The sequence below is a fragment of the Enterobacter sp. ECC-249 genome (genome assembly GCF_043965265.1).
Lineage (GTDB): Bacteria > Pseudomonadota > Gammaproteobacteria > Enterobacterales > Enterobacteriaceae > Enterobacter > Enterobacter quasiroggenkampii.
Window position 1 is genome coordinate 1,288,371 of the sequence record NZ_CP143660.1, and the last position, 24,830, is coordinate 1,313,200.

The following is a 24,830-nucleotide window of genomic DNA, read 5'->3' on the forward strand; positions in this document are numbered from 1 at the left end:
ATGTCTCAGGCTGCATTGAACACGCGCAACCGCGATGACGAGGAAGAATACACCTCTTCACGCCGCAGTAATGGAACGCGTCTTGCAGGCATCATTTTCCTGCTCGGGGTGCTGTGCACCGTGTTTATCAGCGGCTGGATGGTCCTGGGCTGGATGGAAGATGCGCAGCGGTTGCCACTTTCTAAGCTGGTGGTCACCGGTGAGCGTCACTACACGCGTAACGACGATATTCGCCAGTCAATACTGGCACTGGGCTCGCCTGGCACCTTTATGACTCAGGACGTCAATATTATCCAGAGCCAGATTGAACGTCTGCCATGGATAAAACAGGCGAGCGTAAGAAAGCAATGGCCTGATGAATTGAAGATTCATCTGGTTGAATATGTGCCCATTGCGCGTTGGAATGATCAGCACATGGTTGACGTCGACGGAAATTCCTTCAGCGTCCCGGCCGATCGTGTCAACAAGCAAAATTTACCAATGTTGTATGGCCCTGAAGGCAGCGAAAACGAAGTGTTACAGGGTTTTCGTGAAATGGGTCAGGTTCTGGCGAAGGACAGGTTTACGTTAAAAGATGCTGCCATGACGGCGCGCCGTTCCTGGCAGCTTACGTTAACGAACGGCATTAAGCTCAACCTGGGGCGCGGGGACACCATGAAGCGTCTGGCGCGTTTTGTCGAACTTTACCCGGTTTTACAGCAGCAGGCACAGACTGACGGCAAACGGATAAGCTACGTTGATTTGCGCTATGACTCAGGCGCAGCAGTCGGTTGGGTACCGGCTCCGGTCGAGGAACCTAATCAGCAACAGAATCAGGCACAGGTACAGGCAGAACAACAATGATCAAGGCGACGGACAGAAAACTGGTAGTTGGACTGGAGATTGGCACCGCGAAGGTTGCCGCTTTAGTAGGGGAAGTTCTGCCCGACGGTATGGTCAATATCATTGGCGTGGGCAGTTGCCCGTCCCGTGGTATGGATAAAGGTGGGGTAAACGATCTTGAATCGGTGGTGAAATGCGTTCAGCGCGCCATCGATCAGGCTGAATTGATGGCAGATTGCCAGATTTCTTCTGTCTATCTGGCCCTTTCTGGTAAGCACATTAGCTGCCAGAACGAAATTGGTATGGTTCCGATTTCCGAAGAGGAAGTGACGCAGGAAGACGTTGAAAACGTTGTGCATACGGCGAAATCTGTGCGTGTCCGCGATGAGCATCGCGTGTTGCACGTGATCCCGCAGGAATATGCGATTGACTATCAGGAAGGGATCAAGAACCCGGTCGGTCTTTCTGGCGTACGTATGCAGGCAAAAGTGCACCTGATCACATGTCACAACGATATGGCGAAGAACATTGTAAAAGCCGTTGAACGTTGTGGCCTGAAAGTTGACCAACTTATTTTCGCGGGTCTGGCGGCAAGTTATTCCGTGCTGACCGAAGATGAACGTGAACTGGGTGTCTGTGTGGTCGATATTGGTGGTGGTACAATGGATATCGCCGTATATACCGGCGGTGCGTTGCGCCACACCAAAGTGATTCCGTACGCAGGGAACGTTGTGACCAGCGATATTGCTTACGCTTTTGGTACGCCGCCGAGCGATGCAGAAGCGATTAAAGTGCGCCACGGCTGTGCGCTGGGGTCTATCGTTGGCAAAGATGAGAGCGTTGAAGTGCCGAGCGTTGGTGGTCGTCCACCGCGTAGCCTGCAGCGCCAGACGTTGGCAGAGGTGATTGAGCCGCGCTATACCGAGCTGCTCAACCTGGTCAACGAAGAGATTTTACAGTTACAGGAACAGCTTCGTCAGCAGGGCGTTAAGCATCATCTTGCGGCGGGGATTGTATTAACCGGCGGTGCAGCGCAAATTGAAGGTCTTGCGGCCTGTGCACAGCGCGTTTTCCATACGCAGGTGCGTATTGGGGCGCCGCTGAATATCACCGGTTTAACGGATTATGCTCAGGAGCCGTATTATTCAACGGCTGTGGGCCTGCTCCACTACGGGAAGGAGTCTCATCTCAGTGGTGAAGCGGAAGTGGAAAAACGCGTGTCAGTGGGGTCGTGGGTCAAACGACTGAACAACTGGTTGCGAAAAGAGTTTTAATTTTTTTAAGAGACCGGAGAGAATTAGCGGTCTCGGGCGACAGGCACAACGGAGAGAGAAATTATGTTTGAACCTATGGAACTGACCAACGACGCGGTGATTAAAGTCATCGGCGTCGGTGGCGGCGGCGGTAACGCCGTAGAGCATATGGTGCGCGAACGCATTGAAGGTGTTGAATTCTTTGCAGTTAACACCGATGCACAGGCACTGCGTAAGACGGCTGTAGGCCAGACTATCCAGATCGGCGGTGGTATCACCAAAGGGCTGGGAGCAGGGGCTAACCCGGAAGTCGGTCGCAATGCGGCTGAAGAAGATCGTGAAGCCCTGCGCGCTGCACTGGAAGGTGCAGACATGGTCTTCATCGCAGCAGGTATGGGTGGCGGTACCGGTACTGGCGCAGCACCTGTTGTGGCTGAAGTGGCAAAAGATTTAGGTATCCTGACCGTTGCTGTCGTGACCAAGCCTTTCAACTTTGAAGGCAAGAAGCGTATGGCTTTCGCTGAGCAGGGTATCACCGAACTGTCCAAGCATGTGGACTCGCTGATCACCATCCCGAACGACAAGCTGTTGAAAGTTCTGGGCCGCGGTATCTCCCTGCTGGACGCATTCGGTGCAGCAAACGACGTGCTGAAAGGCGCGGTTCAGGGTATCGCTGAACTGATTACCCGTCCTGGCCTGATGAACGTTGACTTTGCAGACGTTCGCACCGTGATGTCCGAAATGGGCTACGCGATGATGGGCTCTGGCGTGGCGAGCGGTGAAGACCGTGCAGAAGAAGCGGCTGAAATGGCTATCTCTTCTCCACTGCTGGAAGATATCGATCTGTCTGGTGCGCGCGGCGTGCTGGTCAACATTACCGCTGGCTTTGACCTGCGTCTGGATGAGTTTGAAACCGTGGGTAACACTATCCGTGCGTTCGCCTCTGACAACGCTACCGTGGTAATCGGTACTTCACTTGACCCAGAAATGAACGACGAGCTGCGTGTTACCGTTGTTGCGACCGGTATCGGTATGGACAAGCGTCCTGAGATCACCTTAGTGACCAACAAGCAGACTCAGCAACCGGTAATGGATCGTTACCAGCAGCACGGTATGTCTCCTCTGACTCAGGAGCAGAAACCGGCCGCGAAAGTGGTAAACGACCCAACGCCGCAAACGGCGAAAGAGCCAGATTATCTGGATATCCCGGCGTTCCTGCGTAAGCAAGCTGACTAAGAATTGGCTGGAATTAGGGGATTTGCGCTCTTTGTGCTAAACTGGCCCACCGTTAGTGATATACACTCTCGGTTGGATAGTTAATTTGGCGAGATTATACGATGATCAAACAAAGGACACTTAAACGTATCGTTCAGGCGACAGGTGTCGGTTTACATACCGGCAAGAAAGTCACGCTGACGTTACGCCCTGCGCCGGCCAATACCGGGGTCATCTATCGTCGCACCGACTTGAATCCACCGGTAGATTTTCCGGCCGATGCAAAATCTGTGCGTGATACTATGCTCTGTACTTGTCTGGTGAACGAGCATGACGTGCGGATTTCTACCGTAGAGCACCTTAACGCCGCCCTGGCGGGTCTGGGTATCGACAACATTATTGTTGAAGTCGATGCGCCAGAAATCCCGATTATGGATGGCAGTGCTGCACCGTTCGTCTATCTGTTGCTGGATGCCGGCATCGAAGAACTGAACTGCGCGAAGAAATTTGTTCGCATCAAAGAGACCGTTCGCGTCGAAGATGGTGACAAGTGGGCTGAATTCAAACCGTACAATGGTTTCTCGTTGGACTTTACCATCGACTTTAACCATCCGGCGATTGATTCCAGCACCCAACGCTATGCGATGAACTTCTCTGCCGATGCGTTTATGCGCCAGATCAGCCGAGCCCGTACATTTGGCTTCATGCGTGATATCGAATATCTGCAGTCCCGCGGCCTGTGCCTGGGCGGCAGCTTCGATTGTGCCATCGTTGTTGACGATTATCGCGTACTGAACGAAGACGGCCTGCGTTTCGAAGATGAATTCGTTCGTCACAAAATGCTGGATGCTATCGGCGACCTGTTCATGTGTGGTCACAACATCATTGGTGCATTTACCGCGTTCAAATCCGGTCATGCGCTGAACAACAAACTGTTGCAGGCCGTCCTGGCAAAACAGGAAGCCTGGGAATATGTGACCTTCGAAGACGAAGCTGAACTGCCGCTGGCTTTCAAAGCACCAAGTATGGTTCTGGCGTAACGGTTCATCCCGTTTCGTAAAAAAATCGACTGGTTAACCTGGTACTCTCTCCGACCAGGAAGACCAGTCGTTTTTATTTTACCCTTCTTCGTTTACCCCAGCGTTATCTCTAGTTTGTCTTACGCAGAAAATGTGCGCGTTAGCTGCATTCTTGACCATTTTTCCCCGCGGTGGCACCTCATTCCTGCTGATGTATATTGGCTTTAGTGGTACTATCTGGGCGCTATAACGAATAACTGAATTCAGCCTCTGCAAGGCTGGCTTATTGGGTGGAGCAGGTGAGCGGAATACTGACGCGCTGGCGACAATTTGGCAGACGTTACTTCTGGCCGCATCTCTTATTAGGGATGGTCGCGGCGAGTTTCGGCTTGCCTGCGCTCAGCAACAGTGCCGAAGCGGCGACGCCCGCGAAAACTTCGACTACCAAACACGATCTCAACACGCGGGTTAATTTTACTAACCTTGCGTGGCTTGAAGCCGGTCGCCGCCCAAATTTCTCCGTCGATTACTGGCACCAGCACGCTATCCGTACGGTTATCCGCCATCTCTCCTTTGCGATGGCGCCGCAGGCCATGCCTGTTGCGGAAGAGACGCTGCCGGTGCAGGCACAGCATCTTGCCCTGCTGGACACGCTCAACGCGCTGCTAACGCAGGACAGCCAGCCGCCGGTCATGGTTCGCCAGACGGCGCAACGCGCGCTCGTGCCTCCTGTCTCATTCTCTGTTTCAACCTGGATTAGCCAGGTCCACGGCATTCGCGCCGGGCCGCAACGCCTCAGTTAAATTAACTTTTTCAATACCTTAATTTATCTGCCCATGATGGGGCGTTTGAGAATTTATTATGCTAATCAAATTGTTAACTAAAGTTTTTGGTAGTCGTAACGATCGTACCCTGCGCCGTATGCGCAAAGCTGTGGCCGTCATCAACGGTATGGAACCGGCGATGGAGAAGCTCTCTGATGATGAGCTGAAAGCGAAAACGGCGGAATTCCGTGCGCGTCTGGAAAAAGGTGAAACCTTAGAAAGCCTGATCCCGGAAGCGTTTGCTGTCGTGCGCGAAGCGAGTAAGCGCGTATTCGGCATGCGTCACTTCGACGTTCAGCTGCTGGGTGGTATGGTGCTCAACGAGCGCTGCATCGCGGAAATGCGTACCGGTGAAGGTAAAACTCTGACCGCAACGCTGCCGGCTTACCTGAACGCGCTGACCGGTAAAGGCGTTCACGTCGTTACCGTCAACGACTATCTGGCGCAGCGTGACGCCGAAAACAACCGCCCACTGTTCGAATTCCTCGGTATGACCGTCGGCATCAACATGTCCGGCCTGCCTGCGCCAGCCAAACGCGAAGCGTATAACGCGGACATCACCTACGGCACCAACAACGAATACGGCTTCGACTACCTGCGTGACAACATGGCGTTCAGCCCGGAAGAGCGCGTACAGCGTAAGCTGCACTATGCGCTGGTGGATGAGGTTGACTCCATCCTGATCGATGAAGCGCGTACTCCGCTTATCATCTCCGGCCCGGCTGAAGACAGCTCCGAGATGTACCGTAAGGTCGACAAAATCATTCCACACCTGCTGCGCCAGGAGAAAGAGGACTCTGATACCTTCCAGGGTGAAGGCCACTTCTCCGTAGATGAAAAAGCGCGCCAGGTGAACCTGACCGAACGTGGTCTGGTGAAAATTGAAGAGCTGCTGGTCGCTGAAGGCATTATGGAAGAGGGCGAGTCTCTGTACTCCCCGAGCAACATTATGCTGATGCACCACGTGACCGCTGCTCTGCGCGCCCACGCGCTGTTCACCCGCGACGTCGATTACATCGTAAAAGACGGCGAAGTGATCATCGTCGATGAACACACCGGCCGTACCATGCAGGGACGTCGCTGGTCTGACGGTCTGCACCAGGCTGTGGAAGCCAAAGAAGGTGTGGATATTCAGAATGAAAACCAGACGCTGGCGTCTATCACCTTCCAGAACTACTTCCGTCTGTACGAGAAGCTGGCGGGGATGACCGGTACTGCTGATACCGAAGCGTTTGAATTCAGCTCAATCTACAAGCTGGATACCGTGGTCGTTCCAACCAACCGTCCGATGATCCGTAAGGATATGCCGGACCTGGTGTACATGACCGAAGCGGAAAAAATTCAGGCGATCATCGAAGATATTCGCGACCGTACAGCCAATGGCCAGCCGGTTCTGGTGGGGACCATCTCCATCGAGAAATCCGAAGTGGTTTCGCACGAGCTGACGAAAGCGGGTATCAAACACAACGTTCTTAACGCCAAATTCCACGCCAAAGAAGCGGACATTGTTGCGCAGGCGGGTTATCCGGCTGCCGTAACCATCGCTACCAACATGGCGGGTCGTGGTACCGACATTATGCTGGGCGGTAGCTGGCAGGCTGAAGTGGCGGAGCTGGAAAACCCAACGCCAGAACAGATTGCCCAGATCAAAGCCGACTGGCAGGTTCGTCATGACGCGGTTCTGGCTTCCGGCGGTCTGCACATCATCGGTACCGAGCGTCATGAATCCCGTCGTATCGATAACCAGCTGCGTGGCCGTGCGGGTCGTCAGGGTGATGCCGGTTCATCCCGCTTCTACCTGTCCATGGAAGATGCGCTGATGCGTATTTTTGCCTCCGACCGCGTGTCCGGCATGATGCGTAAGCTGGGGATGAAACCTGGCGAAGCCATTGAGCACCCGTGGGTGACTAAAGCGATTGCTAACGCACAGCGTAAAGTGGAAAGCCGCAACTTTGATATTCGTAAGCAGCTGCTGGAATATGACGATGTGGCTAACGATCAGCGTCGTGCAATCTACACCCAGCGTAACGAACTGCTGGACGTGTCCGACGTGAGTGAAACCATCAACAGCATTCGTGAAGATGTCTTTAAAGCCACCATCGACGCGCATATTCCACCGCAGTCTCTGGAAGAGATGTGGGATATCGAAGGTCTGCAGGAACGTCTGAAAAATGACTTTGACCTCGAACTGCCTATCAAAGAGTGGCTGGACAAAGAGCCTGAGCTGCACGAAGAGACGCTGCGTGAACGTATCTTTGAAACCGCGCTGGACGTCTACAAGCGTAAGGAAGAGGTTGTTGGCGCTGAGATGATGCGTCACTTCGAGAAAGGCGTGATGCTGCAGACGCTGGACTCCCTGTGGAAAGAGCACCTGGCGGCGATGGACTACCTGCGTCAGGGTATCCACCTGCGTGGCTATGCGCAAAAAGATCCGAAGCAGGAATACAAGCGTGAATCCTTCTCCATGTTTGCGTCTATGCTGGAGTCACTGAAGTACGAAGTGATCAGCACCCTGAGCAAGGTTCAGGTGCGTATGCCGGAAGAAGTGGAAGCGATGGAGCAGCAGCGTCGTGAAGAAGCCGAGCGTCTGGCACAAATGCAACAGCTGAGCCACCAGACCGACGACAGCGAAGCCGCAGCGGCGATCGCCGCGCAGACCGGCGATCGTAAAGTGGGTCGTAACGATCCGTGCCCGTGTGGCTCCGGTAAAAAGTACAAGGCGTGCCACGGGCGTCTGAGCTAAGTTCATAAAAAACCAAAAAGGCGCAGACATCTGCGCCTTTTTTATGGAAGTGACAATATGAAAATACTGCAAATTGCCGTCGGGATTATTCGCAACCCGCAAAACCAAATCTTTATCACCCAGCGTGCTGCCGACGCCCATATGGCGAACAAATGGGAATTCCCTGGCGGTAAAATTGAGGCTGGTGAAACGCCGGAAGCGGCGCTGGTTCGGGAACTTCAGGAAGAAGTCGGAATTACACCGCTTGGCGCAACGCTGTTTGATAAGCTCGAATATCAGTTCCCGGACAGGCACATTACGCTGTGGTTCTGGCTGGTGGAAAACTGGGAAGGTGAACCCTGGGGTAAAGAGGGGCAGCCGGGTAACTGGGTGAAGCTTCAGGATAGTGATGCCGACAAATTCCCCCCGGCCAACGAGCCTGTGATCCTGCGGCTCGTTGCACAACAGTAGGCCTGCTAAGCGACGCGCCAGCAGGCTTTACAGATTACTGCTGGTTTTCACTCCAGTCGTCGCTGTCCGAGAGATCGCCTTTGCTCGGAATGCGTTTCTCTTCCGCCGCCCATTCTCCCAGGTCAATAAGCTGACAGCGTTTGCAGCAGAATGGGCGGAACGGACTCACTTCGCCCCAGACAACAGTTTTGCCGCAGGTAGGACAGTTTACGGTGGTGACATCAGACATCGGCACTCCTTAACAACAGGCCAGTTCAAAATCGAGGCGTTCCGGCACGGTACCATTTTCGCTGTCCAGCGGCATAAAGCGAATCGCAAAGCGGCTCTTATGCCCGGAAATTTGCGGATAAAGCTGTTCGCCAAGCGATAAATTCAGGCGCAGAAGATCGGCATCATCTCCGTTGTCCTGGTAGAAACCGTTCAGGCTGGTTTGCTTGCGAAACGGCGCTGAGTTACGGATCAGATCGAGGATCAGTGACAGCGTCTGGTGCATTGGCTCCAGGCTTGCCAGCCAGCTATTCACCTGCGCGTCACGCTGCGCCTGTGGCATATGTAGCCACATATGTAGCGTCGGCAGGTCGAAGCTACAGCAGCCGCCAGGAATGCTCAGACGCTGGCGCACCAGACCAATCAGGCGGTCTTCACGCAAAAACTGCCCGACGCGCGGCGCGGCCATCAGGACGGCGCTACTGCTCTTTAACTGCTGGCGGAGCGCGTCGATACGGCTCTGATCGACGCCGGGGACCTCTGTCCATGCCTGTAATTTACGCTGCTGGCGCTCCAGCTCTTTGAGTAATTCTGTGCGGACATCGCCGCGTTCAATCACATCCAGCAGATCGCCTACGTTGCGGAAAAAGTGCAACGCCGTGGCATGATCGTTTACAGGCAGATGTTGTGAAAGTTGTTGAATAAGGAATTCGATGCGCAGCCAGGTGCGCATTTTTTCGTTGAGCGGATGCTCAAAAAGGATGTGTGTCGACATTATGGTTTTTCCTGTGCAACGGCCTGCGCGGCGAACGTCAGATACTGCGCGTGCAGACGGGCAACATCCGATGCAATGGCATCTGGTGCGCCGTTATTATCAATAACATCATCCGCCACGGCAAGGCGCTGAGCGCGCGTAGCCTGAGCGGCAAGAATTCGTTCAGCATGCTCCCGCGAGACGCGATCGCGCGTCATGGTTCTCTGAATTTGCGTTTCGGGTGCGACATCAATCACCAGCACCCGATCGGCTTTCTTCTGCAGCTGATTTTCAACCAGTAGCGGAACCACCCACAGGACATAGGGCGAGCGAGCTGCGGCTATCTGACGCTGAGTTTCCTGGTGGATGATGGGGTGGAGCAGGGCATTAAGCCAGGCTTTTTCCGCAGAATCAGAAAAAATACATTCGCGAAGCTGACGGCGATTCAGTGTGCCATCGGGATTGATGATTGCCTGGCCAAAATGTTCTGCGATGGCCTTTAGTGTGGGTGTATTGGGCTCTACCACCTGGCGGGCAATAATATCGGCATCGATAATCGTGATGCCCAAATGAGAAAACGCGTCCGCAACGGTACTTTTGCCACTACCGATGCCGCCGGTTAATGCGACGATATACCCCATTAAATTAAATCCTGGGAATTATTCATTATTAAAATCAGTTGATTAAAAATCACAGATGCGCCAGTCACTGTTTAGCCCTGTTTACCGGCTTTTTACCAGGTAAATTTATAGGATTGTAGCGTAAAAAAAGAGAATTTCGCAGTCTTGCGGAGCAGGTATTAGTGCGTATGATAGCGTCACTGGAGTTGTGCTTTTAACATATTTGCCTCTAACCCCAGGAATCCGCACATGCGTATCGAAGAAGATCTGAAGTTAGGTTTCAAAGACGTTCTTATCCGCCCTAAACGCTCTACACTGAAAAGTCGCTCAGACGTTGAACTCGAACGTCAATTCACCTTTAAGCATTCCGGTCAGACCTGGTCTGGCGTGCCGATCATCGCTGCCAACATGGATACTGTGGGAACCTTTGAGATGGCAACCGCGCTGGCACAGTTCGACATTCTTACCGCCGTTCACAAACATTACAGTCCTGAAGAGTGGGATGCGTTTGTTGCGTCCGCCTCTGCTGATGTGCTGAAGCACGTGATGGTCTCCACCGGCACCTCTGATGCGGATTTCGAGAAGACCAAACAGATCCTGAAGGCTAACCCGGCACTCAACTTCGTTTGTATTGATGTGGCGAACGGTTACTCCGAGCACTTCGTGCAGTTCGTCAGCAAGGCGCGTGAGGCCTGGCCGACGAAAACCATCATTGCGGGCAACGTGGTAACCGGTGAAATGTGTGAAGAGCTGATCCTCTCCGGCGCCGATATTGTGAAAGTGGGCATTGGTCCGGGCTCCGTATGCACCACGCGCGTTAAAACCGGCGTCGGTTATCCGCAGCTCTCTGCCGTCATTGAATGTGCCGACGCGGCGCACGGGCTGGGCGGCCAGATCATCAGCGACGGCGGTTGTACCATGCCGGGTGATGTCGCAAAGGCCTTCGGCGGCGGCGCAGACTTTGTGATGCTCGGCGGTATGCTGGCAGGCCACGAAGAGAGCGGTGGTACCGTTGTAGAAGAGAACGGCGGGAAATTTATGCTGTTCTACGGCATGAGTTCTGAATCCGCGATGACCCGTCACGTCGGTGGCGTGGCAAAATACCGTGCTGCGGAAGGTAAAACCGTGAAGCTGCCTCTGCGCGGCCCGGTTGAATACACCGCGCGCGATATCCTCGGTGGCTTGCGCTCGGCCTGCACCTACGTTGGGGCATCCCGCCTGAAAGAACTGACGAAACGTACGACGTTTATTCGCGTTCAGGAACAGGAAAACCGCGTATTCAACAGCCTGTAATGGCTTATGCTGGCGCATGCTCGTGCGCCAGCACTGTTCAGCACTAACCCGCACTCATTGCATCCCCCAGATGGAAAATCGGCAGGTACATTGCCACCACCAGCGTGCCGATGATGATCCCTGTCACAATCAGAAGCACTGGCTCGAGAAGTGCCGCCAGATTATCTGCCCGTTGAAAGGTCTGTTCCGTGTGATGTCGGGCGAGGTTTGCAAGCATGATGTCCAGCGCACCTGACATTTCACCGGTTCGTAAAAGCTGAATACACAGCGGGGTAAAGATGGCCACTTTCTGAAAGGATGACCAGACGGGGAGACCTTTTTCAATATCCTCCCGAACGCTGCGAAGTATTCCCCGCCAGTAACAACTTTCCACTGTCTCCTCTGCGCTCTCCAGACCCTGTAAAAAGGGGATGCCGGCCTGCTGCGTGAGTGACAGTACTGTAAAGATGTGTCCCAGCTTTTGGCCTTTTGCCAGCGCGCCCATAACGGGCGTATGGATCAGCATGCGCTGCCAGCGAGGGTTCTGCCGCAGAGCCCAGGCTGCGCCTAAGGGCCCTAATAATGCGGCAAACAACGCGAGACCATAGCATTGGATAAATGCGGCCATCCCCATGACCATTTGCGTCAGCATCGGGAGCGGCGTGTTAAACGTTTTGTAGATCGCGGCAAACTCGGGCAAGACCAGAATGACCATCGCCAGAACAACGAGCATGGCCAGGGTCAGGACGATAGCCGGGTAGCGAAAGGCCTTTTTCACCTTCTCTCTGAGCTGCTGCTGCGCTTTTTGCTGCTGCGCGAGCTGGCTGCAGCACTCCTCCAGTTTCCCTGTGAGCTCACCGGTTTTCACCATCGAGACATGCAGTGGGCTAAACACCGCTGGCCACTTTTTTAGCGACTCAGAAAAGGGAGAGCCCTCACTGAGCTCATCGGCAATGCTTTGCAGCAGAGCCTGCCACGGTTTTAACGGATGTTGCTCTGCCAGCATCTGCAGGCTGTGGGACAATGTCAGCCCCGCCTGCAGAAGCGTTGCGAGCTGGCGAAACATCTCATAGCAGTGATGTGGCTGCCAGCGGTGTCGCTGAGCGCATCGGGTCAACGCCAGAGGATGGAGATCGCTACGCATCAGCCTGGTGAAGGCTGCATTCCGGTCTGTGGCCCAGAGAGTCCCGCTTCGGGACTCTCCTTCCTGGGTGAGCGCCCGCCAGCGCCAGAGCTGATTAGCAGCCATCCGGCATTCCCAGCACTCGCACCAGCTCTTCGATCGAGGTCAGCCCTTGTTCGACGGCCATGCAGCCGTGCTCAAAAAGAGAAATCATTCCCGCCTGCCGGGCGCTCGCCTCTATCACTTCGATTCCCGCCCCGCTGGCAATGGCCTGACGCAGAGCATTGTCGATCGCCAGTACTTCAAAAATGGCCACGCGACCATAAAAACCGTGATAACACCGCTCGCAGCCGGTGGGCTGCCAGCGTGGAAGCGGTCTGGGCCATACGGCGCGCGGTAATTCAGCATTGTCGCTGGCTTCCCGGCGACAATGCGGGCACAAACGCCGGACCAGTCGCTGGGCAATCACCATCGACAGCGCGGAAGATATCATCCAGCGCGCGACGCCCATCTGCTCCAGGCGAATCAGGGTTTCCGTCGTCGAGTTGGTGTGCAGCGTTGACAGCACCAGATGGCCGGTCTGGGCGGCATTAATGGCAATTTCTGCCGTTTCACCGTCACGGATTTCACCGACCATAATGATGTCTGGATCCTGACGTAGCAGTGCCCTCAGCACGCTTTGAAATGTTAAACCCGCCCGGGGATTAATCTGCGTCTGGTTTAATCCCGAAAGGGGGATCTCAATGGGATCCTCCACGCTACAGATGTTGACGTCAGGGGTGTTACGCGCCTGCAGCGCGCTGTACAGCGTCACGGTTTTGCCGCTGCCGGTAGGGCCGGTGACCAGAATCAGCCCCTGCGGCTGGTGGAGAACCTCATTGAAACAGGCCAATTGTTCTAGGCTCATACCAAGCGCTTTCGGCTCAAGAGCCTGCTGAACCTGATGCAGCAGACGCAGCACAATTTTCTCGCCACCGTTGCAGGGAAGCGTCGCGATCCGAAACGAGACCGGCTCGTTTGCCAGCTCAATCGTAAACTGACCGTCCTGAGGTAAACGACGTTCTGCAATATCCAGGTTACCCAGCACCTTTAAACGCGCGCTGAACAGGCTTGCCAGCGAGGCGGAAAGCGGAGGCTGGGGGCAAAGAACCCCGTCGATGCGTAAACGGATCTGGCATGCGTGCTCCATCGGTTCGATATGAATGTCGGAGGCGCGTTGGTTGATTGCCTGCTGCAAAGTGTGGTTGAGAATATCCACCGACGAGTGTGTTTGCGAAACAACGGGCAGATGCGATTGTGACGTTAGCTGCCGGTGTTTTTCCATGCGCTCAGCGCTCCAGCACTCAATATCAATCCGTTTCTGGGTCGCGAAGCGCAGCGCCTCCATGAGTTCAGCCGCGGGGCTACCCACGACGGCGATGCTGACCATGTCACTGTCGCTGTTCAGCAGCAGAGCGTGATGGCGTTGACAAAGCGCCACGAGTTGATCGGTATTCATTATCCGCTCCTCAGTTATTGTCGAAGCGGAAAACGTCTTCGCAGGCCTGTTTCAGGGCGCTGTCAGCACTGATGTTGCAGTCGCGCGTCCAGCCCGTCATCCCGTTGCCATCGTTCCACCGTGGCGTCATGGTTATCGTCAGCCCGTTAAGACTCTCCTGTCCTGTTAAGGTCACGGTTCCTTTCGCCACGCTCATCCCTGACACGTAGCGTGTTGTGGTGGGGGAAGGGATACCGTTACTGCCAGCGTCACAGCTCTCCACGCCACCGTGATCCAGTGCGCAAAGCTCAATGGCCGTACGGTAGGGAACAAAGGTTTGCAGCATATCGGTCAGCGCCGCCTTGCGCAGGTAGTTCTGATAGGCGGGAACGCCGATAGCGCTGAGAATTGCAATAATGCCAATGACCACCATCAGCTCAATGAGTGTGAATCCTTGTTGTCTGTCCATATCTTCTCCTTATGCAAAGTGACGCTACTTTGTCTGCAGGAAAGAGCAGAAACGAGAGGCAAAAAACGGAACGGGAAGGAGGCTTCAGAGAATTTATTTAGTGTTGCAGGGAAGAACAGCGGATCTGCGAGCGGGGCTGAAATTCCCCTCTCCGGGTGGAGAGGGGAGAATGCGTTATTTGAAGCGCATCGAGAGGTCGAGGGCGCGAACGTGTTTGGTCAGCGCGCCGACGGAGATGTAATCCACGCCGGTTTCGGCGAATTCACGGATCGTTTCGAAAGTGACGTTCCCGGACACTTCAAGCTGGGCCCGGCCGTTAGTCAGTTTTACCGCCTCGCGCATCTGCTCTGTTTCGAAGTTATCAAGCATGATGATATCGGCCCCGGCCTTAATCGCCTGCTCCAGCTCTTCCAGGCTTTCGACCTCTACCTCAACAGGCACATCCGGGTGCAGCCAGAAGGCCTTTTCTACCGCCTGACGCACGGAGCCAGAGGCAATAATATGGTTTTCTTTAATCAGGAAGGCGTCGGACAGGCCCAGACGATGGTTTGCGCCACCGCCGCACAGCACCGCATACTTCAGCGCCGTGCGCAGGCCCGGCAGCGTTTTGCGGGTATCCAGCAGCTGGGTGCGGGTACCGGCCAGCAGGTCAACGTAGCGACGCACTTCACTGGCTACGCCTGAGAGCGTTTGTACAAAATTGAGCGCGGTACGTTCGCCGGTCAGCAAGACGCGGGAAGGACCGTCCAGTTCGAACAGCGGCTGGTTGGCCGTAACTGCATCGCCGTCTTCAACGTGCCAGGTCACCTGCACATCATCGCCCGCCAGTTGAGTAAAGACCTCTTCAACCCAACGCTTGCCGCAAAAGACGCCGTCTTCACGGGTGATAATGACCGCGTGCGAGCGTGTCTCTTTTGGCAACAATTGTGCGGTAATATCCTTATCAGCGTTAACGTCACCGCCCAGATCTTCTTTCAAAGCATGGGAGACGCTTGCCGGAATATCCATATTAATACGTTCCAGAAGCGCTTCACGTCGGTGGTCGGGGTTGTAGCGGCGAGGCGGCATGATAAAACTCCAAATTGGTAACGAATCATAATATTGAAACATGCTACTCTGAACCGAGTCATTGCACCATACAGAAGGAGTTCCAGCATGTTGTTAGAAAACGGATGGCTGGTGGATACGCGGCGTGTGCCCTCGCCGCACCACGATTGCCGCCCGGAGGATGAAAAACCCACACTGCTGGTGGTTCATAATATTAGTCTCCCGCCGGGTGAATTTGGCGGCCCGTGGATCGATGCGTTATTCACGGGAACGATTGATCCCGATGCTCATCCCTTCTTTGCTGAAATTGCACATCTGCGCGTATCGGCTCACTGCCTGATTCGTCGCGATGGTGAAGTGGTTCAGTATGTTCCCTTTGATAAGCGCGCCTGGCATGCCGGCGTGTCGATGTATCACGGGCGCGAACGGTGCAACGATTTTTCTATCGGGATCGAACTGGAAGGCACGGATACGACGCCCTACACCGATGCACAGTATCAACAGCTAGCTGCAGTGACCCGCACGCTTATTGGACTCTACCCGGCTATCGCCGAAAATATCACGGGACACAGTGATATAGCCCCGGAGAGAAAAACCGACCCCGGCCCGGCCTTTGACTGGCCCCGGTTTCGCGCCATGCTCACCGCGTCGTCAGAATAAGGAGATACCATGACGTTGTTTACCATGCTGCTGGTTATCATCGCTGAACGCCTGTTCAAGCTCGGCGAGCACTGGCATCTGGATCACCGGCTGGAGGTGTTATTCCGCCGTATCAAACATTTTTCCATGCTGCGCACGCTGCTGATGATGGCAGGAGTGATGGTCATTACGTTCCTGCTTCTGCGCTCGCTGTACGGACTCTTTTTCAACGTGCCGCTGCTGGTGGTGTGGATCCTGCTTGGGGTGCTGTGCATTGGTGCGGGCAAGGTGCGTTTACACTATCACGCCTACCTTAAAGCCGCCTCCCGCGACGATGCGCATGCGCGCGGTGCCATGGCGAGCGAGCTGACGATGATCCACGGCGTGCCGCCGGACTGCGACGAGCGCGAATTCCTGCGAGAGCTGCAAAACGCGCTGCTGTGGATTAACTTCCGTTACTACCTGGCGCCGCTGTTCTGGTTTGTGGTGGGCGGCCCGTGGGGACCGGTCTTGCTGATGGGGTATGCGTTCCTGCGCGCCTGGCAGACCTGGCTTGCCCGCTATCTGACGCCGCATGAACGTTTGCTGTCTGGCATCGATGCCATCCTGCACGTGCTCGACTGGCTCCCGGTGCGTCTGGTAGGCGTGGTGTACGCGTTAATTGGTCATGGTGAAAAGGCGCTGCCAGCTTGGTTCGCTTCTCTTGCCGATCGTCATACGTCACAGTACCAGGTGCTAACGCGTCTGGCGCAGTTCTCGCTGGCGCGTGAGCCGCATACCGACAAGATTGAGACGCCGAAAGCCGCTGTCTCCATGGCGAAGAAAACGTCGTTTGTGGTGGTGGTTATCGTGGCGCTGCTGACTATCTACGGCACGCTGGTGTAAGCCAGCGCGCCGCAAAGGCTACAGCGTATCCGCGGGCGGGATGCCGAAATCAGGCATCCCGTTTTCATTCCAGCGGACAAGCTTCAGGCGGGTGTGACGATTCGGATCGTAAAGCGGGTCGCCCTCAATTTCGGTGTAATTCCGCGCGTGATACACCAGCACATCTTCCCCTTCCGGCGTTTGCGTAAAGCTGTTGTGGCCCGGGCCGAACTGGCGGTTTTCGTAGCTGGTCACGAATACGGGACGCGGGGATTTGTGCCAGTTTGCAGGATTTTGCGGATCGGCATTCAGGTCTATCCACAGCAGCCCCATGCAGTAGTTCTCGTCGGTGGCGCTGGCGGAATAGCTGATAAACAGCTTATCACCGTGAACCAACACCGCCGGGCCTTCGTTAACCCAAAATCCGCGACACTCCCAGTCATACTCCGGTTTACTGAGCATCACCGGCTCGCCTTTTAGCGTCCACGGGTTCGCCATTTCGCACAGATAAAGGTTGGAGTTCCCGGTGATATCCGGCGCCTTTTGCGCCCACAGATACCAGCGTTTCCCCTGATGCAAAAAGGTGGTAGCGTCCAGGGCGAAGGTATCGAACGGGGTTTGGATTTGCCCTTTTTCCACCCACGCGCCGGTAAGCGGATCGCTGTCGGTACATTCAATGGCAAACATGCGGTGCTGGAACATCCCGAGCGCGTCGAGCGCCTGGGTGTGCGTCGCGGCAAAGTAGATGTACCACTTCCCGTCAATGTGGTGCAGTTCCGGTGCCCAAATCAGCTGGCTCATCGGGCCGGTCTCTGGTTTACGCCAGACCACCACTTCTTCGGCATGACGTAAGCCTTCCAGCGACGCTGCGCGGCGGATCGCCAGCCTGTCGTACTGCGGCACGGAGGCGATAAAATAGTACTGCCCCTCGTGGCGTAAAATATACGGATCGGCGCGTTGTTCAATAAACGGGTTTGGCCAGGTTTGCATTCTGCTTTCCTTATTTAGTCTCAGCGGCGTTGAGTTCCCGATAATCGTTTAGCTCGCGGTAGTTGGTGCGACGCTTCTCCAGATCGGCCTGGATCTGCTTCATGGTTTCGCGATCCACCTTCAGCAGACGCACCACGCCAGCGGTAATCAAGTACCCAATGCCGGGAATGACGGTAAAGAGCAGTACAATCCCGTTAATGGCGTCCGCGCTCTGCGCTTTTGCTCCCGCGTCGTAGCCGTACCAGGAGAGCAGGAACCCGACCATCGCCCCGGCAATCGCCAGCCCCAGCTTCAGGAAGAAGATGTTGCCGGAGAAGCTGATCCCGGTGATGCGCTTACCGGTCTTCCACTCGCCGTAGTCGTCCACGTCGGCCATCAGCGACCAGTGCAGCGGAGACGGGATCTGGTGCAGGATGTTCAGCAGGACGTAGAGCACCACGATGGTGACGATAGCTTTCGGGTCGAAGAAATAAAAGGCGCAGGAGAAAATCGCCAGCACGATATTGGTCCAGAAGAAGACCTTCAGCTTACACCAGCGGTCGGTCAGCACTTTTGCCAGCACGCTGCCGAACATCATGCCGACAACGCCCAGGCTGATAAACAGCGTGGCGAAGTGGGTGCTCTGGCCCATTACCCAGGTAACGTAATACATGGTTGCCGCCATGCGGATAAAGCCCGGGCAGACGTTGCACAGCGTCAGGAGCAGAATGCGCACCCACTGGTCGTTCTTCCACACGTCTTTGAGATCGTTTTTCAGCTCGTCGTTGGTCTGTACCGCCGGACGCACGCGTTCGCGCACGGTGGCGAAGCAGAACAGGAACATACATGTGCCAATCAGCGCCAGCACGGTCATCGCCATCTGGTAGCCTTTGGCTTTGTTATCCCCGCCAAACCAGTCGGCCATCGGCAGCAGCGTTAATGAGAGCAGCAGCGTGGCGATACCGACCAGCACGAAGCGATACGACTGGCAGGCCACTCGTTCTTTTGGATCGTTGGTGATCACCCCGCCGAGCGAGCAGTAGGGGATGTTGATGGCGGTATAGGTCAGCGACAGCAGGAAATAAGTGACAAAGGCATAGATAACTTTGCTGTTATAGCTCCACTCTGGCGTAGTGAACATCAGGATGCTGAACAGCGCGTAGGGGAAAGCGATCCACAGCAGCCATGGACGAAACCGGCCATATTTGCTGCGGGTACGGTCGGCAATCGCGCCCATGATCGGGTCCGTTACGGCGTCAATCACGCGAACGGACAGCAGCAGCACGCCGACCAGCGCAGGGGCGAGGCCAAAAATATCCGTATAAAAATAGTTAACAAACAGCATGATGGCGCCAAAAATAATGTTGCATCCGGCGTCGCCCATCCCATAGCCGATCTTTTCTTTTACTGACAGTGTGTTGTTATCCATCGACAGCTCTCCGGTTTACGGTATGGAGAGAATTATTTGCTGGCAAAGGAATATATGCGTTGCAGTATCAGGGCGGTGATATGGATAAATGCGCTGTGGGCGTGAAAGTGTGAGGAAGATAACAACGCGCGGCACCCGCAAAAGCAGGCGCCGCGGAGAGAGGCTTAGTGTGCTTTCATAGCATTACGGCTTTTCTGACTGAAGAGATAGCCCACGCCAAGAATCGCAATCCAGACCGGGATCAGATAGACGGAAATCGCCATACCCGGCGTGATCAGCATGATCACCAGCACGGCTGCCATGAACAGCAGGCAGATCCAGTTACCCAGCGGATAGAGCAGGGCAGGGAAGCGCGTGGTGACGCCCTGCTGCTGTTTCGCGCGGCGGAACTTGATGTGCGCCAGGCTGATCATCGCCCAGTTGATGACCAGGGCAGAGACCACCAGCGCCATCAGCAGGCCAAACGCCGATTCCGGTGCCATGTAGTTAATGAGTACGCACAGCGCGGTCACGACCGCCGAAACCAGAATTGTGTTTACCGGCACGCCGCGTTTATCGACGTTGAGCAGCGCTTTTGGCGCGTTACCCTGCTGGGCGAGGCCGAACAGCATGCGGCTGTTGCAGTATACGCAGCTGTTGTAAACGGAGAGCGCTGCGGTCAACACCACGATGTTCAGGGCGTTGGCGACAAAAGTGTCGCCCAGCTCGTGGAAGATCAGCACAAACGGGCTGGTGTCGGCGGTGACGCGCGTCCACGGCAGCAGAGAGAGCAGCACGGCCAGCGAGCCCACATAGAAGATCAGAATACGGTAGATAACCTGGTTAGTGGCTTTTGGAATGCTCTGCTCCGGGTTGTCGGCTTCTGCAGCGGTGATGCCCACCAGCTCCAGACCGCCGAAGGAGAACATGATAATGGCCATCATCATCACCAGACCGGTCATGCCGTGAGGCAGGAAGCCACCCTGTTCCCAGAGGTTGCGCACGGTGGCCTGCGGGCCGCCGTTTCCGCTGAACAGCAGCCAGCCGCCAAAGATAATCATCGCCACCACGGCAATGACCTTGATGATAGCGAACCAGAACTCCATCTCCCCGAACACTTTAACGTTGGTCAGGTTAATGGCGTTAATAATGACGAAGAAAGCCGCTGCGGAGGCCCAGGTTGGGATCTCGGGATACCAGAACTGAATGTATTTCCCGACGGCGGTCAGCTCGGCCATGGCAACCAGAACGTACAGCACCCAGTAGTTCCAGCCCGAGGCGAAACCGGCAAAGCTGCCCCAGTATTTATAGGCAAAGTGGCTGAAGGAGCCTGCGACCGGCTCTTCCACAACCATTTCGCCCAGCTGGCGCATGATCAGAAAAGCAATGAAACCCGCAATCGCGTAACCCAAAATAATGCCCGGACCGGCAGACTGGATAACGGATGCGCTGCCCAGAAACAGGCCGGTACCAATCGCACCGCCCAGTGCGATGAGCTGAATATGGCGGTTTTTAAGCCCGCGCTTTAGCTGATCGCCGTGCTGTTGAGCTTCCATTTGAAACCTCGTGTGTGGTTGTTATGTTCACGCTGAGCGTGTGTAATTATGAAAATCCATATTCTGTATTTATTTCTTTACGGTTAACGAGACCGAAAAAAGCGGAGATGACTTCCGTAAGCGCCAGAATAGTGGTAAGTGCCTGCGAATGCACCTGCTTTATGAAGGGGTGATGACGACTTGAATAAAAAGAAAGCATTTGTAAATCGGCCCGCTCGTTGTTCCTCTCCCAACCTATAGAATAGAAATGCGCCATAAGTGGGCGAATTTTCATTATTTGCCTTGTTGAATCGCTTCAGATTGCAAAAGCCCTCGTTTCATTAAGGTTAAAGCTCCCTCTTTGGGAGTAATCAACTCATTTGTGCAAAGTTACATTTCTGAAACGTTATTTCTGTAAGGTTGTTAAAATGTGCAGGGTTTACTGATTTCAATCAAAACCAATATGGACAGAAGGTGAATACTTTGTTACTTTAGCGATACGAAATAGAAATTGGTAAGACCAATTGACTCCGGGCAAAAAGGCGTAAGACAGGGAATATGGCCTACAGCAAAATTCGCCAACCAAAACTATCTGATGTGATTGAGCAGCAGCTGGAGTTTTTAATCCTCGAAGGGACTCTGCGCCCGGGTGAGAAACTTCCGCCAGAACGCGAGCTGGCAAAACAGTTCGACGTTTCACGTCCCTCTCTGCGTGAGGCGATTCAACGTCTCGAAGCAAAGGGCTTGCTGCTTCGTCGCCAGGGCGGCGGAACCTTTGTGCAAAACAGCCTGTGGCAGAGCTTCAGCGATCCGCTGGTAGAACTTCTCTCTGACCACCCAGAATCCCAGTTTGACCTGCTTGAGACCCGTCACGCGCTGGAAGGTATTGCGGCTTATTACGCTGCCCTTCGCAGCACTGATGAAGATCGCGTGCGTATCCGCGAACTGCATCAGGCCATTGAACGGGCACAGCAGTCCGGCGATTTAGACGCCGAGTCCAGCGCCGTCGTCCAGTATCAAATCGCCGTAACCGAAGCGGCCCACAACGTGGTGCTCCTCCATCTGCTACGCTGCATGGAGCCCATGCTGGCCCAGAACGTTCGTCAGAATTTTGAATTGTTGTATGCCCGTCGGGACATGCTCCCACTGGTAAGCAACCATCGCACCCGAGTATTCGAGGCGATAATGGCCGGGGAACCGGAGCAGGCGCGCGAAGCGTCGCACCGTCATCTGGCTTTCATTGAGGAAATCTTGCTGGACCGCAGCCGTGAACAATCGCGTCGCGAACGTTCATTACGCCGCATACAGCAACGAAAGGATTAAGCGCCAGGTACTTTTAGAGCGCGGCAACTAAACGCAGAACCTGTCTTATTGTGTTCTTGCCCAAGAGCACAATGGGACAGGTTCCAGACAAATCAACGTATTAGATAGATAAGGAATACCCCCATGTCAGAACGTCTCCAAAATGACGTGGATCCGATCGAAACTCGCGACTGGCTACAGGCGATCGAATCGGTCATCCGTGAAGAAGGTGTTGAGCGCGCTCAGTATCTGATTGATCAGCTGCTTTCTGAAGCCCGCAAAGGCGGTGTGAAGGTGGCTTCAGGTGCAGGGGCTAGCAACTACGTAAACACGATTGCCGTCGAAGACGAACCGGAATACCCGGGCAATCTGGATCTGGAACGTCGTATCCGTTCTGCAATCCGCTGGAACGCCATCATGACCGTTCTGCGCGCATCCAAGAAAGACCTGGAACTGGGTGGCCACATGGCGTCCTTCCAGTCTTCTGCGACCGTTTACGAAGTGTGCTTCAACCACTTCTTCCGTGCAGCGAACGAGAAAGACGGCGGCGATCTGGTGTACTTCCAGGGCCACATCTCTCCGGGCATCTATGCACGTGCCTTCCTGGAAGGTCGTCTGACTGAAGAGCAGATGAACAACTTCCGTCAGGAAGTTCACGGTAAAGGTCTGTCTTCTTACCCTCACCCTAAACTGATGCCTGAATTCTGGCAGTTCCCGACCGTATCTATGGGTCTGGGCCCAATCGGCGCGATCTACCAGGCTAAATTCCTGAAGTATCTGGAACACCGTGGCCTGAAAGACACTTCTGAGCAGACCGTTTACGCCTTCCTGGGCGACGGCGAAATGGATGAGCCAGAATCGAAAGGCGCGATCACCATCGCGACCCGTGAGAAGCTGGACAACCTGTGCTTCATCATCAACTGTAACCTGCAGCGTCTGGATGGTCCGGTAACCGGTAACGGCAAGATCATCAACGAACTGGAAGGCATCTTCGCGGGTGCTGGCTGGAACGTGATCAAAGTCATGTGGGGCGGTCGTTGGGATGAGCTGCTGCGTAAAGACACCAGCGGTAAGCTGATCCAGCTGATGAACGAAACCGTTGACGGTGACTACCAGACCTTCAAATCCAAAGACGGTGCCTACGTGCGTGAGCACTTCTTCGGCAAATATCCAGAAACCGCAGCCCTGGTTGCAGACTGGACTGATGAGCAGATCTGGGCCCTGAACCGCGGTGGTCACGATCCGAAGAAAGTCTACGCTGCACTGAAAAAAGCGCGCGAAACCAAAGGTAAAGCGACTGTAATCCTGGCCCACACCATCAAAGGTTACGGCATGGGTGATACCGCAGAAGGTAAAAACATCGCTCACCAGGTTAAGAAAATGAACATGGACGGCGTGCGTTATATCCGCGACCGTTTCAACGTTCCAGTGACCGATGAGCAGGTAGAAAACCTGTCTTACATCACCTTCCCTGAAGGTTCTGAAGAGCACAAGTACCTGCACGAACGTCGTCAGGCGCTGAAAGGCTACCTGCCAGCTCGTCAGCCTAACTTCACCGAGAAGCTGGAACTGCCAGCGCTGGAAGACTTCTCTCAGCTGCTGGAAGAGCAGAACAAAGAGATCTCTACCACTATCGCTTTCGTTCGTGCCCTGAACGTGATGCTGAAGAACAAGTCGATCAAAGATCGTCTGGTTCCAATCATCGCCGACGAAGCGCGTACTTTCGGTATGGAAGGTCTGTTCCGTCAGATCGGTATCTACAGCCCGAACGGCCAGCAGTACACCCCGCAGGACCGTGAGCAGGTTGCATACTACAAAGAAGACGAGAAAGGTCAGATCCTGCAGGAAGGTATCAACGAGCTGGGCGCAGGCGCATCCTGGCTGGCTGCTGCGACCTCTTACAGCACCAACAACCTGCCGATGATCCCGTTCTACATTTACTACTCCATGTTCGGGTTCCAGCGTATCGGTGACCTGTGCTGGCAGGCAGGCGACCAGCAGGCTCGCGGCTTCCTGATCGGTGGTACTTCTGGTCGTACGACCCTGAACGGTGAAGGTCTGCAGCACGAAGATGGCCACAGCCACATTCAGTCTCTGACTATCCCTAACTGTATCTCTTACGACCCGTCTTACGCGTACGAAGTGGCAGTCATCATGCATGACGGTCTGCAGCGCATGTACGGTGAAGCGCAGGAGAACATTTACTACTACATCACCACCCTGAACGAAAACTACCACATGCCGGCAATGCCAGCAGGTGCCGAGGAAGGTATCCGTAAAGGTATCTACAAACTCGAAACCATCGAAGGTAGCAAAGGTAAAGTTCAGCTGCTGGGCTCCGGCTCTATCCTGCGTCACGTTCGTGAAGCAGCTCAGATCCTGGCGAAAGACTACGGCGTGGGCTCCGATGTGTACTCTGTGACTTCCTTCACTGAGCTGGCGCGTGATGGCCAGGATTGTGAGCGCTGGAACATGCTGCACCCACTCGAAACTCCACGCGTTCCGTACATCGCTCAGGTGATGAACGACGCACCGGCGGTGGCGTCTACTGACTATATGAAACTGTTCGCTGAGCAGGTTCGTACTTACGTTCCAGCTGATGATTATCGCGTTCTGGGTACTGACGGCTTCGGTCGTTCTGACAGCCGCGAAAACCTGCGTCACCACTTCGAAGTTGATGCTTCTTACGTGGTTGTAGCAGCACTGGGCGAACTGGCTAAACGTGGCGAAATCGATAAGAAAGTGGTTGCGGACGCAATCACCAAATTCAACATCGATGCAGAAAAAGTTAACCCGCGTCTGGCGTAAGAGGTAAAAG

General features: G+C 54.7%; 23 protein-coding genes. 12 read left to right on the forward strand and 11 right to left on the reverse strand.

What is annotated here, in order from left to right:
• From ftsQ to mutT, 7 genes are all read left to right on the forward strand, one after another.
• The gene (gene ftsQ / locus V1587_RS06195; protein WP_023293285.1) at positions 1–843 is read left to right on the forward strand and encodes a cell division protein FtsQ; all 843 of its coding nucleotides are present in this window, start codon (positions 1–3) and stop codon (positions 841–843) included.
• Positions 840–2,096, forward strand: a complete 1,257-nt coding sequence (ftsA, locus tag V1587_RS06200; RefSeq protein WP_023334508.1) for a cell division protein FtsA — start codon at positions 840–842, stop codon at positions 2,094–2,096. The genes ftsQ and ftsA overlap by 4 nt, the downstream gene beginning before the upstream one ends.
• A gap of 63 nt (positions 2,097–2,159) precedes the next feature.
• Positions 2,160–3,311, forward strand: coding sequence for a cell division protein FtsZ (ftsZ, locus tag V1587_RS06205; protein ID WP_008501978.1), 1,152 nt, complete (start codon positions 2,160–2,162; stop codon positions 3,309–3,311).
• Between the two features lie 101 nt (positions 3,312–3,412).
• Positions 3,413–4,330, forward strand: coding sequence for a UDP-3-O-acyl-N-acetylglucosamine deacetylase (lpxC, locus tag V1587_RS06210; RefSeq protein WP_008501977.1), 918 nt, complete (start codon positions 3,413–3,415; stop codon positions 4,328–4,330).
• A 278-nt stretch (positions 4,331–4,608) separates the two neighbouring features.
• Entirely contained in the window at positions 4,609–5,112 is a 504-nt protein-coding gene (gene secM / locus V1587_RS06215; RefSeq protein WP_371899276.1) for a secA translation cis-regulator SecM, read from the forward strand.
• 58 nt (positions 5,113–5,170) lie between these two features.
• Positions 5,171–7,876 carry a preprotein translocase subunit SecA gene (secA, locus tag V1587_RS06220; RefSeq protein ID WP_371899275.1) on the forward strand — a complete coding sequence of 902 codons (2,706 nt, stop codon included), beginning with the start codon at positions 5,171–5,173 and terminating at the stop codon, positions 7,874–7,876.
• Between the two features lie 57 nt (positions 7,877–7,933).
• The gene (gene mutT / locus V1587_RS06225) at positions 7,934–8,326 is read left to right on the forward strand and encodes an 8-oxo-dGTP diphosphatase MutT (RefSeq protein ID WP_371899274.1); all 393 of its coding nucleotides are present in this window, start codon (positions 7,934–7,936) and stop codon (positions 8,324–8,326) included.
• A 34-nt stretch (positions 8,327–8,360) separates the two neighbouring features.
• On the opposite strand, the gene yacG is transcribed toward mutT, so the two are convergent.
• Genes yacG through coaE form a run of 3 tightly spaced genes read right to left on the reverse strand, consistent with a single transcriptional unit; the run spans position 8,361 to position 9,928 of the window.
• Entirely contained in the window at positions 8,361–8,555 is a 195-nt protein-coding gene (gene yacG / locus V1587_RS06230; protein WP_023615920.1) for a DNA gyrase inhibitor YacG, read from the reverse strand.
• A 9-nt stretch (positions 8,556–8,564) separates the two neighbouring features.
• On the reverse strand, positions 8,565–9,308 hold the full coding sequence (gene zapD, locus V1587_RS06235) for a cell division protein ZapD (protein WP_047173318.1): 744 nt from the start codon (positions 9,306–9,308) through the stop codon (positions 8,565–8,567).
• Complete coding sequence (gene coaE, locus V1587_RS06240; protein ID WP_371899273.1) at positions 9,308–9,928, reverse strand: dephospho-CoA kinase; 621 nt, start codon at positions 9,926–9,928, stop codon at positions 9,308–9,310. The genes zapD and coaE overlap by 1 nt, the downstream gene beginning before the upstream one ends.
• Before the next feature lie 228 nt (positions 9,929–10,156).
• On the opposite strand from coaE, the gene V1587_RS06245 reads away from it, so the two are divergent.
• On the forward strand, positions 10,157–11,200 hold the full coding sequence (locus V1587_RS06245) for a GMP reductase (RefSeq protein ID WP_371899272.1): 1,044 nt from the start codon (positions 10,157–10,159) through the stop codon (positions 11,198–11,200).
• 43 nt (positions 11,201–11,243) lie between these two features.
• Here V1587_RS06245 and hofC read toward each other — a convergent pair whose 3' ends face one another.
• The 4 genes from hofC to nadC all read right to left on the reverse strand — a co-directional run bounded on the left by hofC (position 11,244) and on the right by nadC (position 15,316).
• Positions 11,244–12,428, reverse strand: a complete 1,185-nt coding sequence (gene hofC, locus V1587_RS06250) for a protein transport protein HofC (protein ID WP_371899271.1) — start codon at positions 12,426–12,428, stop codon at positions 11,244–11,246.
• Positions 12,418–13,800, reverse strand: coding sequence for a type II secretion system protein GspE (gene gspE / locus V1587_RS06255; protein WP_371899270.1), 1,383 nt, complete (start codon positions 13,798–13,800; stop codon positions 12,418–12,420). The genes hofC and gspE overlap by 11 nt, the downstream gene beginning before the upstream one ends.
• Before the next feature lie 10 nt (positions 13,801–13,810).
• A complete protein-coding gene (gene ppdD, locus V1587_RS06260; protein WP_371899269.1) occupies positions 13,811–14,248 on the reverse strand; it encodes a prepilin peptidase-dependent pilin in 438 nt (145 codons plus the stop codon).
• Between the two features lie 174 nt (positions 14,249–14,422).
• Complete coding sequence (gene nadC, locus V1587_RS06265; RefSeq protein WP_032660661.1) at positions 14,423–15,316, reverse strand: carboxylating nicotinate-nucleotide diphosphorylase; 894 nt, start codon at positions 15,314–15,316, stop codon at positions 14,423–14,425.
• An 87-nt stretch (positions 15,317–15,403) separates the two neighbouring features.
• On the opposite strand from nadC, the gene ampD reads away from it, so the two are divergent.
• Together ampD and ampE are read left to right on the forward strand one after the other, a co-directional pair.
• Positions 15,404–15,955, forward strand: coding sequence for a 1,6-anhydro-N-acetylmuramyl-L-alanine amidase AmpD (ampD, locus tag V1587_RS06270; protein WP_371899268.1), 552 nt, complete (start codon positions 15,404–15,406; stop codon positions 15,953–15,955).
• A 9-nt stretch (positions 15,956–15,964) separates the two neighbouring features.
• Positions 15,965–16,819, forward strand: a complete 855-nt coding sequence (ampE, locus tag V1587_RS06275) for a beta-lactamase regulator AmpE (RefSeq protein WP_047651515.1) — start codon at positions 15,965–15,967, stop codon at positions 16,817–16,819.
• Between the two features lie 18 nt (positions 16,820–16,837).
• Here the strand turns inward: ampE and V1587_RS06280 are convergent, their stop codons facing one another.
• The 4 genes from V1587_RS06280 to V1587_RS06295 form a co-directional block, all read right to left on the reverse strand.
• A complete protein-coding gene (locus V1587_RS06280; RefSeq protein ID WP_371899267.1) occupies positions 16,838–17,788 on the reverse strand; it encodes a family 43 glycosylhydrolase in 951 nt (316 codons plus the stop codon).
• Positions 17,789–17,798: 10 nt separating this feature from the next.
• Positions 17,799–19,196: a glycoside-pentoside-hexuronide (GPH):cation symporter gene (locus V1587_RS06285; RefSeq protein WP_371899266.1), complete on the reverse strand. Its 1,398-nt coding sequence runs from the start codon at positions 19,194–19,196 to the stop codon at positions 17,799–17,801.
• A gap of 164 nt (positions 19,197–19,360) precedes the next feature.
• Positions 19,361–20,731, reverse strand: coding sequence for an aromatic amino acid transporter AroP (gene aroP / locus V1587_RS06290; protein ID WP_371899265.1), 1,371 nt, complete (start codon positions 20,729–20,731; stop codon positions 19,361–19,363).
• Between the two features lie 46 nt (positions 20,732–20,777).
• Positions 20,778–21,005 carry a hypothetical protein gene (locus tag V1587_RS06295; protein WP_337279746.1) on the reverse strand — a complete coding sequence of 76 codons (228 nt, stop codon included), beginning with the start codon at positions 21,003–21,005 and terminating at the stop codon, positions 20,778–20,780.
• Positions 21,006–21,268: 263 nt separating this feature from the next.
• Here V1587_RS06295 and pdhR point away from each other — a divergent pair, with 263 nt between their 5' ends.
• Both pdhR and aceE read left to right on the forward strand, forming a co-directional pair.
• On the forward strand, positions 21,269–22,033 hold the full coding sequence (gene pdhR / locus V1587_RS06300; protein ID WP_008501960.1) for a pyruvate dehydrogenase complex transcriptional repressor PdhR: 765 nt from the start codon (positions 21,269–21,271) through the stop codon (positions 22,031–22,033).
• Positions 22,034–22,156: 123 nt separating this feature from the next.
• Entirely contained in the window at positions 22,157–24,820 is a 2,664-nt protein-coding gene (aceE, locus tag V1587_RS06305) for a pyruvate dehydrogenase (acetyl-transferring), homodimeric type (RefSeq protein WP_045355159.1), read from the forward strand.
• Positions 24,821–24,830: the final 10 nt, after the last annotated feature.